We start from the raw sequence: 15,589 nt of genomic DNA, 5'->3' as shown, positions 1-15,589 counted from the left end.
TTCCTGGCTGGCCAACTCGGCAACAGTCAGACTGTGAGGTGGGGCCATCTTCTGGAGAATGGCTTCTTTACGTTCCGGTGAATAATGGGGCATGGTTGTCCTCTGAAATATTCAGGCGACAACTACGCTGACACATAGGGGGTGTAAGTGGGCATGGGAAACTCCTGCCATGGGTTGTACGTTTGCACTGGATCTCGCCACTATTGGAGTGAGGCGGGTTTGTTTCACTATAGCAACGCTTATCTGCCGGGCCCCGGCGATTTACGCTGCCGATCACGGTTGGACGGTTGCAGGTACGTGAAGACAGTGTGGTTGGTGAGATTATTGAACTGGCGGTTTGATCAGATGGGGGAGCCGTGACATGCTCCGGTTTCTGCAGGTTTCAAATTCGACTCTCACCTAAGTCGATATACCGCCGAGTTAAATAGGGAGAAGCCTTTAAGGGCCCCGCCTGCCGTATTCGCAACCTTCGGTACGACAATTAACGGAAAACCGGGACAGATTTATTTTTGACTAGGTGACAGGACAGTCACAAGATAATTAAGAGGAAACACAATGCAAAAAAGGAACGCAGTAGCCCTTTCGGCTGTTCCGGATCTGGTTTTCCATCCGGTTGTTGTCGATGGGCACTGCGCCATCGTCCAGGTAGCGCGTGATGCAGTGTATCGGCAAGCGGTTTGGCTCTGGTTTGTCGGATTTTCTAGCGCTTATCCGGTGGCAGGTCTTTGGTTTCCCGCTCGATTTCGTAGAGGGGTTCTACCCCGTTACTGCGGACACTTCTAAAAAGAGGCACAATATGCCAAAGGACTGTTAACGTCCTCCGGGCTGCACGCAGCATGCCCAGAGAACGGATCGTCCATCGAATTTACAAACCTAAAAATGCGCTGGTTTCGGCTTCGGTTCCCTGTGGAGTTGCGACCACAGAATAGGTATATTCACACACAGACTCGCTACCATCGATAGACCAAGACAACGTAATGGTTTCCGCGAGTTCTCCAATAAATGCACCTTGCTCTGAATCCCAAGTGTATGACTCGCTGATATCAAAGACATTTTCAAAGATGTCACCCGGTTCGCCCGTTGGATCAGCTTCCGTTTCTTGATAGGTCTTACCAACCGTCAGAGTCGACTGAGTGAAATCCAGAAGCCAGAATGATCCGGGCTCAGAGGCGTCACTGGTTACGGTAACCTCTGTCCCGTCTCGAGACCACGTCTGGGTTTCGGTTCCTACTTCACCCACGGTTGGGCCCCCGCCCGAATCACACTGCATGGTCGCAGACTCGGTTTCAAAAAGATCACCCTGAGAGTACGCAGTCAGCTCGGCTTCCCAGCTTACCGTAAGCTCTGGATTAGCATTTTGCTCAGCGACATAGGCCTCAGCATCACTTTTATTTAGAAAATTTAGAAATTGCTCCGAAGCGGGGCACTCTAAAGCTGCCAGTTCCGTGTCCGCGGAGCACGCGTAAAATGCCTGCCGGTCAGAATCAAAAGATTTGCGAGCGATGTATTCTCCAAAACCTGGCCAGAAGATAACCCCAGAAGACAGCACTTCATAACTTCCGGTTTCGATATCCGTTCCGGTCCCGCAAAGATCCAGTGTGTAGCTGGTGCCATCGAAAGACGTTTCTTCCACTAACCAGTCAGGCCCGCAGTCCTCAGGTTCCTGTAGAGCGGCGTACCAGGTTAAGTTTTGAAGTTCGCTCTCAGTAAAGGCAAGCGCCCTCGGTTGTGTCGCCGGATCTTTCAGGAAGGTGGTTGGTTCTTCGCTATTAGGATTGAACACAATTGACGTGTCAGATATCGATGCGCTGATCGTGCTTGGAGATCCCACGCCATTGACAGGTCCGGTATCGCCGTTGTTGTCGAATAAACCGGTAAAAGTGATCGCGTCCGAACCCGGTGAAACAGAGTAAGTGCCCCATTCCATGCCTGACGTTTCTGGCTGCTCATCGAACGGTGCCTGCTCGTCGATTTCCATGTGCACGTAGGTGCCATCAGCGAAAAAGATGAGCGCGAGGGTATCGTTGAAGTCGGCAACATTAGCAACTTTCCAGATCCCGACAAGCTCGTCCATGGTCTCTGAGGCTGAGCGGGAAAAGACTGTGGACTCACCGTCATCGATACTTGAATTCCCGTTTTCGTCGATTTCAAAGGTGAGTTGATCACCAGATACTCTGGCGAAAATATCGAGACCGCCATTCACACTGCTCGTGAGGCCAGTGTCGAGGTTCCGATCGAAATCGATGTCGACGGTCAGAGCTCTCGTCTCTGGATCGAGCGAATATGTTCCCCATTCCATACCTGATGTCTCAGGTTGCTCGTCCAAAGGCAGCTCTTCATCCACTTCAAGGTGGACGTATGTGCCATCTCTGAAGAAGACGAAGGCCAACAGTTCATTGTCGGTATTTTCATTCACCCATATACCGTTAATGCCAAGGTTCGCAACAAATTCGACGCCTTCGCCCACCAAAATGCCCTCGAAATGCTCAAGAGCCTCGCTGGTGCTGATGAGACTGGTAGTCGGAGAGCCAGAGTTTTCGACTAGGACCTTAACTGCCGTCAAGTTTTGAAACTCACTTTCACTGATAAAGAAATCAACTGGGGTCGCGTTGTCTTTAGCCAACTGATTGATGGTGATTCCAGTACTTGTAATGCCGTCGTCATCTAAGCTTTGGAGCAGGCGAATGATATTGATGACAGTGGGGTCGGAGGTGTCGGTAGAGCCCGCGAGGTCCAAAGGAGTGACTTTTTCAGTGGCGGGCGCAGGCGGAAATTCAAGGTCGCCGATGAAGAAAGTAACGGTCTCGCCCTCAAGGTACTTGAACTGACCATTAGCATTGGTCACGCCATCGGGAATAGATTCTGTGCGGTATCCGATGTTAGCGACTGGGCTGTCGATAAACCGGCCGGTCGAAGTGGAGGGCTCTGATACAGGAGGTGAGCCATCTGATGACGAGCCTCCGCCACCACAGGCAGTAAGTAAAAACTGGCCCAGGACAAGAGCTCCCATCCCTGACAATCCTTTCATGGGTTTTCCTCTCTTTAATTGTCGAATTCGCTCAATAATTCGTGCCGCCTGATCTCGTCCGCCGAACCAAGTGCTTGGACGTACAGTTTTTAGACACAAACCAATTAAAAATGACAGATTTTGTGATGCATTTAACATCCACACAGGGCGCCAGGCGTATTAATAAACTGGCATGCACTGGTGACGGCGAAACTCTGCGCCATCCAACAGACTCGTGGAGTAAAGCGACGTTCACGCGGTTCACCTGTGGCTTCAAATTAACCAAAACTCAGGCTATCCACATACATCAAATGGAGTATGCGCACTCATTGCCAAGGAGACAGACCAAGCATGATGGATAAAAGCTCAGTGCTAGATCTGGTCGGGGAGATCTATGAAGCTGCCTATCGACCAGAACACTGGGTAAGCGTGATTCAGCAATTATGCGCAGCGCTAAACGCAAAATCTGCCGGCATTTTTTGCGAAGACTATGTCGAGAAACGTCGCACTCTGTTGGCAGCGCACGGGTTACCGGCGTTGAGCAGCTACTCTTATCGACTCGGACTTGGTCGGTATGACCACGCCTATCGAGTAATGCTGGAAAAAGCGGAGGGTGCAAGCTCAACGATTATTGATCATCAAAAAGTTAAAGAAGATCATCCTATGTACTATCGGCTACTGCTAAAGCCGAATGACGTAGGCTATGTTGCAGGTTTGAATATTTTCAAGAATGCCGAGTGGCACGTGGGTCTGGGGATACATCGATCATTTGAGGCAAACCCATTCAGTGAAGAAGACCTCCATCTCATCCAGCTTCTACACCCTCACTTCCAAAGGGCACTCAAAATCCAGCGCGCCTTCCAAGCTATCAAGAGCCACAATCAGAGCATGAAAGCGGCTTTATCTCACTTGGCAATGGGTGTGGCTCTGGTCAAAAAAGATTTAACCATAGTGTTTCTGAACGAATCAGCCAAAACCATTCTCGACTATCACCCTGCCCTTGGAGTAAAAGATGGGCAATTGAAGGCGTGGAAGAACGAGCACCAACTTGAGCTGAGCGAGGCGATTGAACATTCTATACAGTCCGAGTCCAACGAGACGAAATACAATGCACGAGCAATTAGCCTCCATCATTCGGAGGCTTTGGCACCTTTGTCCTTAATCTGCGGCGAAAAATCAGAGGCACCTGGCGAGGTTTCGCTTGTAAGTATGCAAGACGTCGCGCTCCTTTTTATAAGCGATCCTGAGACCAATATCCGCGTCTCCGCCGATGTCTTAAAACAACTTTACGAGCTCACCCCTGCAGAAACCAAATTGGCGATCGGACTTCTCAATGGCTTGAACCTGGGAGAAATCGCTGAGCTAAACGGTAATAGCGTAACAACGCTTAGAGTTCAGTTAAGAAGTATCTTTGATAAAACGGGAGTGAAAAGACAACAGGAGTTGGTAAGACTTCTTGTCATGCTATCTGTTAACCGATCCGATTAAACGGCGATCACCAGACCCACATCGGCGATTTGTAGTGGTCAGCTAATCCAGGAAAACCGGGACAGATTAGGGAAACCGGGACAGATTTATTTTCGGGTGAGGATAACGGATCTGGTCGCGCGGCTTGACTGAGGGTGGGAGCGTTGAAAACCGCAACAGACCTATCATTGCGGTTATTTGGGTAAACTGGCCCGCTCTTCCGAAGACATCCCCTTTTCCCACTCAACTTCCTCCCCCGGTGCTGGCAAAAACCGCCCAAACTCGATCATCTGGGTGGCCGGAATGTCCTGCAGATAGATCCAGACTTTCTCAGCTGTGATGTTGATGATTTGGGCGATTTCTTCAAGCATCTGGCTCATCAGGGCCTGTTTGATTTCGGTGCTTCTGCCCTCCCGCACCAGGCCGTGCACATACACCTGAGGCGCGGCGTTCACTCTGCCACCCACAAAGTGATCGCCCCCACTGGCCGCAGAAAACAGAACCTGGGCAAAGAACCGGGGCGCGCCGGTTTGGGCGTTGTGGGCCGCTGTGATGGCCTCGGCGATCTGTGATTTCTGCTGCGGCGACAGAGACAGATTCGCGACCGTGACGGTGTAAGTGGGCATGGGAAACTCCTGCCATGGGTTGTGCGTTTGCACTGGATCTCGCCACTATGGGAGTGAGGCGGGCTTGTTTCACTATAGCAACGCTTATCTGCCTGGCCCCGGCGATTTACGCTGCCGATCACGGTGGGGCGGTTGCAGGTGAGTGAAGACAGTGTGGTTGGTGAGATTATTGAACTGCCGGTTTGATCCGGAAGCAATGAGCTATCCTGAGACTCTCGACCTTCAAGCATGCGAGCCAAACAATGATCGAAACGCCCCTGGAATTTCAGAGCGATGGTACAACCTGTCGCGGTGTTCTCTATACGCCGGATGCCGGCAGTAAAGGTTTACCGTGTGTCGTCATGGCCCATGGTTTTGGGCTGACTCATGCCAGTGGTCTTGCACCGTTCAAAGAAGCTTTCTGCAATGCGGGTTATGCAGTGTTTGCCTTTGACTACCGCCATTTCGGCGACAGTGATGGCCAGCCACGCCAGACGCTGAGCCCCCGGAAGGAAGTGGCGGATTGGCTGGCGGCACTGAATTTTGCGCGGCAGCTGGATCGTGTCGATGGCAGCCGCATCTGCCTGTGGGGAACGTCGTTTTCCGGCGGGCTGGTGATTGCGGCCGCGGCAAAGGATGGAAGCGTGCAATGCACCATCTCCCAATGCCCGATGATGGATGGTTTGGCGTCGTTGCTGGGGGTTGTCGGTTATGCCGGCTTCATGCAGGCGATGCGCCTGACCTGGCACGGAACAGTCGACTGGTTTCGTCGTGGGCTGGGGATGTCTCCCCGGTATATTGCTTCGGCCGGCCGCCCCGGCGAGTTGGGCATGATGACGGCTGAGGACTGCCAGGAGGGCTATGTTCTCTTGCTGGCGGATAACGCGTCGAATTACGTCGCCGCGGGCGTGAGTTATGCCATTCCTCTTTTCCGGCCCATCCGGTTGGCCAGCAAAGTCGCCTGCCCGGCACTGGTGTTGATTTGCGACCACGATACCGTCGCTCCGGCGAGCTCTGCGGTCAAAGCGGCCCAGAGGATGCCGAACGCGGAAGTGAAGCACTATCCGGTCGGTCATTTTGATGTCTATCGGGGCGAAGCTCTGGATCGGTCCATCGAAGATCAGCTGGATTTCTTGGCCCGGTTTTTCAAACAAATCGGAGCCCGAAGTGATTAAGCCCAGTTGTTACAGTTGCCGAATAAGGTTTGAGCCGTCTGAGCTTCGGGTCTCTTACTCGAAAAACTACTGTGAGCGCTGTGGTGTTGGGCTGTTTGGTGACGATTATTTCGGTTTCACCGCTAAGCCTGCCCCAACTGTCCGCAAGAACCTGGCGGTCCATTTTGCAGTGCTTCTTCTCGGGAGTGCTGGCTTGCTGTTATGGCTTTTGGCGGGCCGGTCGTGACCGCTCAGAATCGGAAACGGCCTATTTGCAGAGAACCGGGACAGGTTTGTTTTATGTGGTTTACTAAATTTTTCGTCTCCCGAGTGGGAAGTTTCCCAAGGGTTGGACTAGTGTGTAGTAATAAGAAACGGATAAACGCCGCTGTTAAGGATGACAGATGGACTACGCCCCGGCATTACTGCCCCTCTTCGATTATATCTGGTACCTGATACCGCTCTTCATTCTTGCGGCGGTTATCAAATCCCCCTGTTTCAAAGGCAAAGCCGGGGAAGCAGTGGTTAATTTCTCCGCCAAACTCTCTCTAGGTAAAACCCGTTGCCACCTGATCAAGAACGTTGCCCTGCCCACCGAAGCCGGCACCACCCAGATTGACCACATCATTGTTTCCCAGCACGAGATCTTTGTCGGGGATTCCACATTCAAAACACCCATGCCGGAGAGCGTGGCCCACGGTGGTGGGCATGTCGGCTTTATCAAGGCTAAAATCGAGCAGCGGTTGTCGACTGTTGAAGTTCAGAAGGTGATGGAAGCCATTGATTGCAATAACGAAGCGCGCTACCTAGTCACTGTTAGGCATGCAAATGCGGACAGATGTTTTACAGACCACGAAAAAAAAACATAACAATCAGGCAAAGGGGTTGTTTATGAATGTCATGTTATTTCCGAGTTACGTTTTGGTGGTATTACTTGTTTACGGTAATACAGTGTTTGCAGACTCACTTTCTTATCGGGACAAGGCAGGCCAATGTTCTGAGCATGGATACAAACTCTGTTGGCGCTATTGTCTTGTGGCCGCTAAACAACAAGAGGCAGGTCAAACGGTTAAGCATGGAGAGCAGTGTGATGCTGAACACAACAAACAATTTACGCATACACCCTATCAATCGAAATCCGATCCAGATTATCTTCCTTCAGGTTCGTGGTTGTTAGGTAGTGATGTTGTAGGCATATATCGACATAATGCTGGCAGGAGTAGACATATCATTGACGCACCATCACATCCGGAATGGAAAGAAAAATGTGCAAGTACAGTGCGTATTGAGCCACCTATGATCAAGTCACTGATGAAAAATGGAAAAACGTTACAGAAAGGAATGAAAGTTCATTTGAGCAAAATACAAGTTAAGGCAATATCAGGCAATCGATTTGAATGCAAAGCGGGGAAGGTTGAGGTGCTTGATTAACCATGGAAAACCGCGGCAGAGCTATTTTGGATGGGGTTAAGGACATAGAATTGGCGAATGGTATCGACTGGGTGTGGATGTGCACTCAGATAACAACCGCGGCGACAGGCCCTCACTATGAATGTGGATAAAGCAAAAAAGCGTATTGCGAAGCAGGTTAAGAAGGGCTTTCACGGCTATCCGTTGGTTTCGCTGGAGTACTTTGGTAAGTCGAACTCTGGCAAAACGCCCGATTCAGCCAGCGAGGTTGTGATTTCTTATACCGAGGAGGAGGGCGCGGAGCCCCAGAAGCAGACGTTCGCAAGTGGCGGTGATGCCAGGGAAGATGAAACCATTCAGTCCACACTCCTCAAAATCATTGAGCGCGCGGATGCTAAAACGGTGACTGAGGTCGACGGCGTTTCTGATCTCCCTTCTTGAACGTCGCTATTACGTCAATCTTGACGCTATTTCCCACCTGTATGTCGGAAAAGCCTAAAAGCAGGCTGGTTCGCCAGCGCCGGCGAAACCAGCCAATTCATACTTAAGGTCATTGAGCACTGAAGGGAACACAGGTCAATGGCTGGTAGACAGCTTTGGCAGCTTCACGTGGAAAAAGGATTTGATGTTGGCTTTCAGTGACGCCGCCATCTGCGCGATGTGCTCACTACGCTGTTGCTTTGCAAGCTGGGTGTAGTAATTGATGTCGATAGAGCCGTCTTCGTTCAGTTTCGGAGTTTGGTAACTCATGATGCTGTGTCCTCGTTTGATAAGTGAGTCATTTCGATAGGGAGCATATTAATGAGTATGGGGCTGTTGAAAAAGCGATCCTTTTTCATCAGACTCATGAATTAATCTCACCAGTCGAGCGAAGTTATGCGCCACCTGCCACCCCTGAATGCGCTCCGGGTATTTGAGTCAGCCGCAAGACATCGCAGCTTTGCCGCCGCTGGCAAGGAACTTTTCGTGACGTCATCTGCGGTTAGTCATCAGGTGAAGACACTTGAAGAATATTTGGGGCTTTCACTATTTGACCGAAGCAGGCGAACGGTGACGTTGACCCCTGAAGGCGAGCAATACCTGACATCTGTCAGGCACGCGTTCGATGAGATTGAGATGGCCACCCAGCGCCTGACTGAGAACCAGGAATCCAACGTGGTCAAGATCAGCGTTGCCCCCAACTTCCTCACCCGCTGGCTGATGCCGCGCATGGCGCGATTCCAGGCCTTGTACCCCGATATTGAACTGGAAATTAATGCGTCTATGGGGCTGCTGGATTTCGATCGCACAAGTACCGACATGGCGGTCTATTTCGGGAGTGGTGAATGGGACGATATCGAAGTGCATTTTCTGCGCAGAGTAATGCTGGTGCCGGTGTGTAGCCCGCAGCTATTGGACGGTGAGTTACCGCTCGAAAAACCTGAAGACCTGGCTAAACACACTCTGATCTATGTCAGCAAACGTAAGTGGGAGTGGGAGAACTGGCTGCAACAGTCGGGCGTTGATTTTATATCCGCCCGGGGCAGCCTACAGATGTCCAGTGGGCAACTGGCCACGGCGGCGGCCCAGGAGGGCCTGGGAGTTGCCCTGGCTGATAGCACCCTGACGTCCCGTGAGATTAAATCGGGTAAGTTGGTGGTGCCGTTCAACATCCAGCTCGATACGAATAGGGCCTTCTATCTGGTCTACCGCAAACAACGTCCGCTGACCGTCGGGATGAAAGCCTTCAAGGAGTGGCTGATGAGCGAGATGTAACGAAACCGGGACCGGGACAGATTTATTTTCTAAGAGCGTTCGACATAACCATGCATAGCAGCAGCCTGCGAGGCAGCGATTTCAAAATTACCCAGCATGGCGAGGCCATTCCGCACGCGGACTTGTTCTCGTCGTTTCAGGATACGGATCGCCTTGGCATCGTTGTCCCTCGTCGGTTTGAGGGCATTGGTGCAATGACCCTCATCATGGCCTACGTTACCGCCTTCTATGACCGCTATCGCGAGCGCGGGCCAGAGTTTTATGCCTACCCGGATTTCTTTACGTTTCAGCGGGAGGCCCCGTGTGCCGACTATGGCATGTTCGACATCTGGCCAAACCACAAGAACGTCCACGTTCCACAAGGCGCGCAGCAGACCGCCGAGGCCATTACCGGGCGGGGCGTGAACGTTTTACTGGTTCCCGACAACGACGCGCGGGAGGTAGTGATCTCACCGGTTGAACGGGAAAGCGCCAGGCGCAATGTGCAGCACTGCTTTGCCTACTCCGGGTCCGGTACTGCGGCGTCGTCCGATCTTGTCATCGAGTGCCGGAGTGAACTGCTCCGGAGTTATGCATTGTCGGTTCTCGATTCCCTGCCTGCCGACGATTCAGTGCTGGAACAGCGCAGGCAATGGGAAGCACGACTGGCCGGAGAGACATTGCGCCAGACGTTTCGTGAATTGGACCTCGAGGATGCTTTGCGGAGGTTATAATTCGAACTATGGCCGACATTGCTGGATGCTGGCTTTCGTGGGTTGCTGGGCTACGCTCGCCCTGTTTTAGAGTATTTCCTCAATCGGATAGACGTACTGCAGGTACAGGTAGAAGAACAGCAGAGAGATCACCAGGATGATCACACCCAGTACTGGTGAACTGACCTTGATGCCGGAGGTCGACGCTTCCAGCGTGGAGACGCCCCGATTTCCTTCCTTGTCGGTCGCTTTCAGGTCCGCCCGAAACTGCAGCCACGAAAAATAGATGCCAGCTCCTACCAGGACAATGACGACGACAAAGATGATCCGCGACGACAACAATTGCCACTCGAATACGCGTTGTCGGTGGCCGTATCCTTCCGTACGGTAGTCGTAATAGGCCTTGAGGGCGGACTTCATAGCGGCTTGCCCTTCCGAGTCCATCAAATTTCCAGAGATGATCACCGGGGCCTGTAGCGGTTGGAGACCGCTCTGATCGTCCTCCGCTTCGAGGGCAGACTTCATGGCATCGATCCGTGAAGTATCCGCCAGTTCAGAGCTGTTTTCACGTTCCTCGCTCCAGGACATCGCCATCGGCCCCATCAACAAGGCACTTACGAATAATGCATGCCAAAATCGCATTATATGTTGTCCTCCAGGGCTGTCAGGAATTGGATGCTGCGCAGGCGCCAGTTGATACGCTCGTAATAGCCTTTGTCGGCCTCGGTTTGCTGGTAGGCCTCGAACTCAGCGTCGGTCAGGATGTTTCTGAGGATGGCCAGCAGATCGTTTGCGAGGCCGCTGCCCCAGTCATCCAATGCTTCGGGCAGCTCCGGCAGATCGGCGCCCTGAACCTGGATAGCTATGGGAGACATTATGGTGCCATCCGGACTAACGTATTCAACCAGGCCGTCCGGTCTCAGGCGCCGCTTTGACCCGTCCTGCCATGTCAAGACGATTGAGCCGTCTTCAAGAATGGTTCGTGTAGCGTCGGATGTCCCGACTGGGGTCTCCGGGGTGACGGAAGGCGGGCCGAGATGGACCTCTTCACGCTCCAGGATGCGAAATTCCTGGTTTCGATGCTCGGGCAGTAGCACCTCGAATTTCGGCAGGGCTTGAATGAGCATGAGGGACAAGTTAACCGCTAGTGTCTGGCAATGAGTGTTGTTGTCTTCGATGGCCTCTTGGACTTTGTCTCCCGGGTCTATGCGGGCGCAGAGTTGGTACCGGCCCGGTGGAATGTCTTTTGGCAGTATTGCCGAGGTGTGATAACGCGCGCGTTGCCGTGGAGGCAAGGTATCGGTATTGCTGACGCGTCCACCCTTGAGCAGGACGCCATCGAAGTAGTGTTCGTCGTAGCGGGCATAGCCAGTGGGCATGATTTTACGGGTTATGAAAATGTCGATCATGTAGCCGTTGTTGGATGACCGGGTCCCCTGTGCCACATGATCCCCGCGGTTTATGGCAGTCAAGGTGAGAGAAGTGCCGATGTCTTCTCCGGCGTTTGCGGTATCTGGCGCTTCTAGCCCGATCATCAGATCGGGCTGAGCCCAAGTCAGTCCGGGAGAGAGGGATAAGCCGAAAATCACAAAGAAGCAAAAATAAAACGGCGTATTTATGTTCTGGGGGGCGTGCCTTTGCAAACTGCTTTTTTTGTTAGACCCGTTCTCAATCTGGTCTTTGAGTGACCTAATCCCGGATGAAATTTTTTCCTTGAGTCTATTCATTTCGCCACATCCTTTTAGCCTGTTGATAGCGGCACAGATCGATAACTCCGGAAATATCTCGACCTAACGTTGTATAAAAAATATACACCCATATTGTTTGATTGTCGTCGGACAGCAAAAACATCCCCCGCGCCATGGCTTGCTGGATGCTGGCTTTCGCGGCCTCCTGAGCTATGCTTGCGTTATCTGGAGGCGGCCTTGGGGCGGCTTACAGGAGAAGCTAATCGAATAAGTGCAGAGTAGTGGCTGTAACAGGAGGTTCTGCCCAAGAAAATCGAAAAGGAATTTGTCATGAAAGATCGCTTCAACGGCACCCGTCTTGCTTTCATTATTGCAATAGTTCTCTCACTGTCGGCCTGTATTTCCCATCAGCGTTACCGTACCGAATCTGGTTTGTGTATTTCCGCCAATCCTCTTGACGAGTGCGCTCAGCATTCGCTTCAGGTATTTCAGTCGCCCAACGCCATTGATGAAAAGTATCATTTGGGCTTTGTCGAGTTCGACGACCAGGGGCAGCTCTGGGATCGCGAGCAATTGAGGGAGGTGATCGGCCAGGTTAATACCTTGGCCGCCAATCAGGATCTCTTGATGGTGGTGTTCGTGCATGGCTGGAAGCACAGTGCCCAGGCTGGAGACAGTAATATATCCAGCTTTCGAGAGTCTCTACGTCGATTGAGTGCGCTGGAGTCAGCTATGAGCACGAAGACCGGTGTGCCGTCAAGGGAGGTGGTGGGCATCTATCTGGGCTGGCGCGGTGGTTCCGTGAGTTTGCCTGGATTAAAGGAGCTGACATTCTGGGAACGCAAGAATACCGCCCATAAAGTAGGGCGCGGAGGCGCTACTGAATTACTCAGTCGCCTTGAGCTTGTGCAGAAAACAAAGCGGGCCCAGGCGCTTGCCGATGGTAAACCCCACCGAACCCGTTTTGTCGTGGTAGGGCACAGTTTTGGCGGAGCGCTGGTCTTTTCTGCGATGAGCGAGATTTTAGAGAACGGATTTGTACAGACTCATGGCCCGGACGCGGTGGTGAGCGATACTGTCGGCTTCGCGGATCTGGTTGTCCTGATTAACCCGGCTTTCGAGGCTGCGCGCTATGCAACGCTTAGTGATATGGCAAATGAGCGGCGGCGGTACTTTGAGAGCCAATTGCCAGTATTGGCGGTACTCACCTCTGAGGATGACGACGCCACTGGCCTGGCATTCCCCCTCGGCCGCTGGTTTTCTACGCTGTTTGAGACCGAGCGGGACGCCCAGCGTCTCAATCCCGTTGCCGGGGAGAACGAAGTTATCGATCAGGGCTCTGCGAATGTGACGGCATTGGGCCACTTCGATCCCTATCTGACCCATTACCTTCGTGCGGAGGAGACCCGTGCGGACGACGAGCAGGGCGGTTTCAGCGCATCCACGGCAGTTCAGACGTTCGTTGCAGCCAGCAAGGGCTGGGAAGCAGACAAGCCAGGTAGCCGCATCCCGTTTGAAGGCGCAGTGCTCGAGCGCACGGATTCCTCGGCCGGGCGAAATCCTTATTTGAATATAAGGGTGGATGGCGAATTGATTCGGGATCACAACGATATTTATGATCCAAGAATTGCGAGCTTCATTCGGCAACTGATTCTGATTTCTTCCCAGAGCCAGGATGAGGAAGATCGGGCAGATGCGCGAATAAAGATGGCCAACCCGTAGATACGGAGACAGATCCATCTTACTCGAAAAACCACTGTGAGCGCTGCGATAGTGGGCTGTCCGGTCGTGACAGTCATCCGTTCTCTATTTCGAACAAGTGTACAGAACGCGCAATAAACGCCTCTCGCTCGTTAACCTGTGAACGCCGGCCAAAAATCGCTGCACGCCCAGAAAGTTCTCTTCACCCTCACAGGCGATGAGTGCGTCTTTCCGTTTTTCGCGCGCATCGTGCCAACGTTTGGACAACAGAGCACAATTCGCGGTGGTATCGCGAGCTTCAAGCAGCTTGAGACCGGATTCCTGTATTAATTGCTCGTTGATGCCGGGAGGGCTGAAAAAATACAGACCGTCTGGGCATCGATTCTCAAGCTCTTCATAGGAAATCAGTCCCCCAATCACCAAAGCGTCGCTAAAGACGAATTTCCCACCAGGTTTTAGCAACCGTTGTGTGTTGGAGAGAACTTCTCGCCGACGAGGGACATGGCACAGGACATCCGTGGAATAGATGGCGTCGAACGAATCATCTTCATAGGGCAATTCTTCAGACGCATCGTGTTGCTCGAATTTCACGAGGTCGCTGACCTTCTCATCTTCGGCCAACGCATTCGCCGTTTTCACGCCCGATTCATTTATCTCGAACCCTAGAACCCTACAGCCTATACGCTTTGCCAGGCCGACAGCGTACCCGCCAGATCCACACCCTATGTCCAGGACCGATGAATCCGATGTCAGCTGAAGTAACTCGGGTATCTCGTGGGATTCTTCAGTCGAAACCCAGCTGGTTTGCCCATAATCCTCGCCATAGGTCTCCAGCCGGACCTCGCTGTAGGTTTCCAGCGAGTAATTGCTGTACGAGCTACTGTAGAGATCGATCTTTTTGCTCATGGATTCTTCCCTTCCTGTGCTGCCGGCTTTCGCTGCTAGGTAGTGGATACGGCAAACCGGTGGTCTTGTTTCACTGTAGCAACGCCTGCACTTCGTCACCACGAGCTAGCTTGGGGGAAACCGGGACAGATTTATTTTTTTATCGCCCTCACGCAACGACGGAACAGCTCGGCCGAAAAGTACCGGTGTTCGCCGGGCTGCTCTGCCACGAAGAGCTGGCCACCGGAACTGTAGATTCCGCCCTCGATCATCAGGTTGTCGCTCATTTCAAAGTCTTCAATGGTATGGCCCAGTTCGTCCAGGTCGGTGGCGCCTGCTCGTTCCCGGTAATATCGGCTTTCGAGGGTAAACCCGAAGGCGGGTTTACCCTGTCCGATCATGTAACCCACCTCAAAGACGGTGCCCGGGTCCGCGCTGATGCCGCGGAAGGGGGTCAGGTTGGCGATGATGGCCTGGCAGCTGTCCATCAGTTCCCGGTTGGCCCGGTAGATCCGATGCCCGCGCCTGAATTTCGCCTCGTTGGCGGACAGCGCCAGTTCAGTATCCAGCGGGTCTACGCCCTCCAGTCCGTTTTCCTGAAGCAGGCGTTTTTTCTCGGCCACGATGGCCTGATGTTCAGCTGCGGGGAAGAAAACTTCCGGGCCGGCGAGGTAGATTCGTTTTGGCTTCGTCATGGGTGCCTCATAGAGCTGATGAAACTGCAGGATAGCATCCAGTATTTTGGAGGTAGCAGAAATGGTGCAGCGTGGTCATACTCGCCAGCCTGTTTTCACGTTCCTTTGTGACCGTTCGGATGAGTGAAAATTGGGACAGACGTATTTTGTGCACGCTGGTGTTTTGCCTTGGGCGGTGTTTTTCGAAAAATATTTATCAAACAAGAGCTATCAAACAATCATGACGAGAAAGACATTAGGTTTAACCGGAACACGAAAAAAAGACCCTAAACCAGTGGCTACGGAAACCGAAGCTAAGGTTGAGGTTGAAAGTGAGGCTGATCCACAAAAACGTTTTTTAAATGCTGTGGCTATCAATCCCGCGCCGGGGATTCGCCTGGAGTTGGGTTCCGAAGAGTTATGGTGATTTCTGGTGTATGGAAGCAGGTTGAAGGGGTGGCGTATCCTGTTGGTTGATCACCGCGACGATCACAACCAACAGAGGAATGATACGCCATGTCCAAGTCTAACCTGCATGCTCTTTCACAACC

Annotated in this window: 16 protein-coding genes and 1 pseudogene; 9 read left to right on the top strand and 8 right to left on the bottom strand. The window is 52.5% G+C overall.

All coding sequences use genetic code 11. The features are described from left to right. Positions 1–591 precede the first annotated feature (591 nt). Positions 592–751: pseudogene (locus AC13E3_RS02445) on the bottom strand (IS66 family transposase); the annotation flags it as partial. Positions 752–865: 114 nt separating this feature from the next. Beyond that, the gene (locus tag AC13E3_RS02440; protein WP_482901667.1) at positions 866–3,166 is read right to left on the bottom strand and encodes a hypothetical protein; all 2,301 of its coding nucleotides are present in this window, start codon (positions 3,164–3,166) and stop codon (positions 866–868) included. Positions 3,167–3,358: 192 nt separating this feature from the next. On the opposite strand from AC13E3_RS02440, the gene AC13E3_RS02435 reads away from it, so the two are divergent. Then, a complete protein-coding gene (locus AC13E3_RS02435; RefSeq protein ID WP_273070601.1) occupies positions 3,359–4,495 on the top strand; it encodes a helix-turn-helix transcriptional regulator in 1,137 nt (378 codons plus the stop codon). A 173-nt stretch (positions 4,496–4,668) separates the two neighbouring features. Here the strand turns inward: AC13E3_RS02435 and AC13E3_RS02430 are convergent, their stop codons facing one another. Continuing rightward, complete coding sequence (locus tag AC13E3_RS02430; protein ID WP_273070600.1) at positions 4,669–5,100, bottom strand: tautomerase family protein; 432 nt, start codon at positions 5,098–5,100, stop codon at positions 4,669–4,671. 242 nt (positions 5,101–5,342) lie between these two features. Here AC13E3_RS02430 and AC13E3_RS02425 point away from each other — a divergent pair, with 242 nt between their 5' ends. The 4 genes from AC13E3_RS02425 (at position 5,343) to AC13E3_RS02410 (ending at position 8,084) form a co-directional block, all read left to right on the top strand. Then, complete coding sequence (locus AC13E3_RS02425) at positions 5,343–6,254, top strand: alpha/beta hydrolase (RefSeq protein WP_405416993.1); 912 nt, start codon at positions 5,343–5,345, stop codon at positions 6,252–6,254. Between the two features lie 383 nt (positions 6,255–6,637). Further along, positions 6,638–7,102, top strand: a complete 465-nt coding sequence (locus tag AC13E3_RS02420; RefSeq protein ID WP_405416992.1) for a nuclease-related domain-containing protein — start codon at positions 6,638–6,640, stop codon at positions 7,100–7,102. Between the two features lie 22 nt (positions 7,103–7,124). Continuing rightward, positions 7,125–7,664, top strand: a complete 540-nt coding sequence (locus tag AC13E3_RS02415; RefSeq protein WP_405416990.1) for a hypothetical protein — start codon at positions 7,125–7,127, stop codon at positions 7,662–7,664. Between the two features lie 117 nt (positions 7,665–7,781). Next, the gene (locus AC13E3_RS02410) at positions 7,782–8,084 is read left to right on the top strand and encodes a hypothetical protein (RefSeq protein WP_273070596.1); all 303 of its coding nucleotides are present in this window, start codon (positions 7,782–7,784) and stop codon (positions 8,082–8,084) included. A gap of 135 nt (positions 8,085–8,219) precedes the next feature. On the opposite strand, the gene AC13E3_RS02405 is transcribed toward AC13E3_RS02410, so the two are convergent. Beyond that, positions 8,220–8,393 carry an RSP_7527 family protein gene (locus AC13E3_RS02405; RefSeq protein WP_405416987.1) on the bottom strand — a complete coding sequence of 58 codons (174 nt, stop codon included), beginning with the start codon at positions 8,391–8,393 and terminating at the stop codon, positions 8,220–8,222. 126 nt (positions 8,394–8,519) lie between these two features. Between AC13E3_RS02405 and gcvA the strand changes: the two genes are divergently transcribed. Together gcvA and AC13E3_RS02395 are read left to right on the top strand one after the other, a co-directional pair. Next, positions 8,520–9,398, top strand: a complete 879-nt coding sequence (gene gcvA / locus AC13E3_RS02400; protein ID WP_482901666.1) for a transcriptional regulator GcvA — start codon at positions 8,520–8,522, stop codon at positions 9,396–9,398. A 50-nt stretch (positions 9,399–9,448) separates the two neighbouring features. Then, the gene (locus AC13E3_RS02395; protein WP_104270657.1) at positions 9,449–10,111 is read left to right on the top strand and encodes a hypothetical protein; all 663 of its coding nucleotides are present in this window, start codon (positions 9,449–9,451) and stop codon (positions 10,109–10,111) included. Between the two features lie 66 nt (positions 10,112–10,177). Here AC13E3_RS02395 and AC13E3_RS02390 read toward each other — a convergent pair whose 3' ends face one another. Then, positions 10,178–10,732 carry a hypothetical protein gene (locus AC13E3_RS02390; RefSeq protein WP_092034361.1) on the bottom strand — a complete coding sequence of 185 codons (555 nt, stop codon included), beginning with the start codon at positions 10,730–10,732 and terminating at the stop codon, positions 10,178–10,180. Further along, on the bottom strand, positions 10,732–11,625 hold the full coding sequence (locus tag AC13E3_RS02385) for a hypothetical protein (RefSeq protein ID WP_139216092.1): 894 nt from the start codon (positions 11,623–11,625) through the stop codon (positions 10,732–10,734). The genes AC13E3_RS02390 and AC13E3_RS02385 overlap by 1 nt, the downstream gene beginning before the upstream one ends. Before the next feature lie 483 nt (positions 11,626–12,108). Between AC13E3_RS02385 and AC13E3_RS02380 the strand changes: the two genes are divergently transcribed. After that, the gene (locus tag AC13E3_RS02380; protein ID WP_092034365.1) at positions 12,109–13,500 is read left to right on the top strand and encodes a hypothetical protein; all 1,392 of its coding nucleotides are present in this window, start codon (positions 12,109–12,111) and stop codon (positions 13,498–13,500) included. A gap of 84 nt (positions 13,501–13,584) precedes the next feature. Here AC13E3_RS02380 and AC13E3_RS02375 read toward each other — a convergent pair whose 3' ends face one another. Together AC13E3_RS02375 and AC13E3_RS02370 are read right to left on the bottom strand one after the other, a co-directional pair. Continuing rightward, positions 13,585–14,385, bottom strand: a complete 801-nt coding sequence (locus AC13E3_RS02375; RefSeq protein ID WP_092034366.1) for a class I SAM-dependent methyltransferase — start codon at positions 14,383–14,385, stop codon at positions 13,585–13,587. A gap of 131 nt (positions 14,386–14,516) precedes the next feature. Continuing rightward, positions 14,517–15,059: a nucleoside 2-deoxyribosyltransferase gene (locus AC13E3_RS02370; protein WP_008172520.1), complete on the bottom strand. Its 543-nt coding sequence runs from the start codon at positions 15,057–15,059 to the stop codon at positions 14,517–14,519. A 130-nt stretch (positions 15,060–15,189) separates the two neighbouring features. Here AC13E3_RS02370 and AC13E3_RS02365 point away from each other — a divergent pair, with 130 nt between their 5' ends. Continuing rightward, positions 15,190–15,465, top strand: coding sequence for a hypothetical protein (locus AC13E3_RS02365; protein ID WP_482901665.1), 276 nt, complete (start codon positions 15,190–15,192; stop codon positions 15,463–15,465). Positions 15,466–15,589: the final 124 nt, after the last annotated feature.

The sequence above is a fragment of the Marinobacter sp. L-80 genome, from assembly GCF_056859395.1.
The sequence above is the reverse complement of the archived record's forward strand: the minus strand, read 5'-3'. Positions and strand labels throughout refer to the sequence as shown.

Excerpts from the sequence above, each read along its gene's own strand:
- AC13E3_RS02440 (WP_482901667.1), bottom strand. The coding sequence starts at position 3,166 with ATGTTAAATGCATCACAAAATCTGTCATTTTTAATTGGTTTGTGTCTA.
- AC13E3_RS02435 (WP_273070601.1), top strand. The coding sequence starts at position 3,359 with ATGATGGATAAAAGCTCAGTGCTAGATCTGGTCGGGGAGATCTATGAA.
- AC13E3_RS02430 (WP_273070600.1), bottom strand. The coding sequence starts at position 5,100 with ATGCCCACTTACACCGTCACGGTCGCGAATCTGTCTCTGTCGCCGCAG.
- AC13E3_RS02425 (WP_405416993.1), top strand. The coding sequence starts at position 5,343 with ATGATCGAAACGCCCCTGGAATTTCAGAGCGATGGTACAACCTGTCGC.
- AC13E3_RS02420 (WP_405416992.1), top strand. The coding sequence starts at position 6,638 with ATGGACTACGCCCCGGCATTACTGCCCCTCTTCGATTATATCTGGTAC.
- AC13E3_RS02415 (WP_405416990.1), top strand. The coding sequence starts at position 7,125 with ATGAATGTCATGTTATTTCCGAGTTACGTTTTGGTGGTATTACTTGTT.
- AC13E3_RS02410 (WP_273070596.1), top strand. The coding sequence starts at position 7,782 with ATGAATGTGGATAAAGCAAAAAAGCGTATTGCGAAGCAGGTTAAGAAG.
- AC13E3_RS02405 (WP_405416987.1), bottom strand. The coding sequence starts at position 8,393 with ATGAGTTACCAAACTCCGAAACTGAACGAAGACGGCTCTATCGACATC.
- gcvA (WP_482901666.1), top strand. The coding sequence starts at position 8,520 with ATGCGCCACCTGCCACCCCTGAATGCGCTCCGGGTATTTGAGTCAGCC.
- AC13E3_RS02395 (WP_104270657.1), top strand. The coding sequence starts at position 9,449 with ATGCATAGCAGCAGCCTGCGAGGCAGCGATTTCAAAATTACCCAGCAT.
- AC13E3_RS02390 (WP_092034361.1), bottom strand. The coding sequence starts at position 10,732 with ATGCGATTTTGGCATGCATTATTCGTAAGTGCCTTGTTGATGGGGCCG.
- AC13E3_RS02385 (WP_139216092.1), bottom strand. The coding sequence starts at position 11,625 with ATGATCGGGCTAGAAGCGCCAGATACCGCAAACGCCGGAGAAGACATC.
- AC13E3_RS02380 (WP_092034365.1), top strand. The coding sequence starts at position 12,109 with ATGAAAGATCGCTTCAACGGCACCCGTCTTGCTTTCATTATTGCAATA.
- AC13E3_RS02375 (WP_092034366.1), bottom strand. The coding sequence starts at position 14,385 with ATGAGCAAAAAGATCGATCTCTACAGTAGCTCGTACAGCAATTACTCG.
- AC13E3_RS02370 (WP_008172520.1), bottom strand. The coding sequence starts at position 15,059 with ATGACGAAGCCAAAACGAATCTACCTCGCCGGCCCGGAAGTTTTCTTC.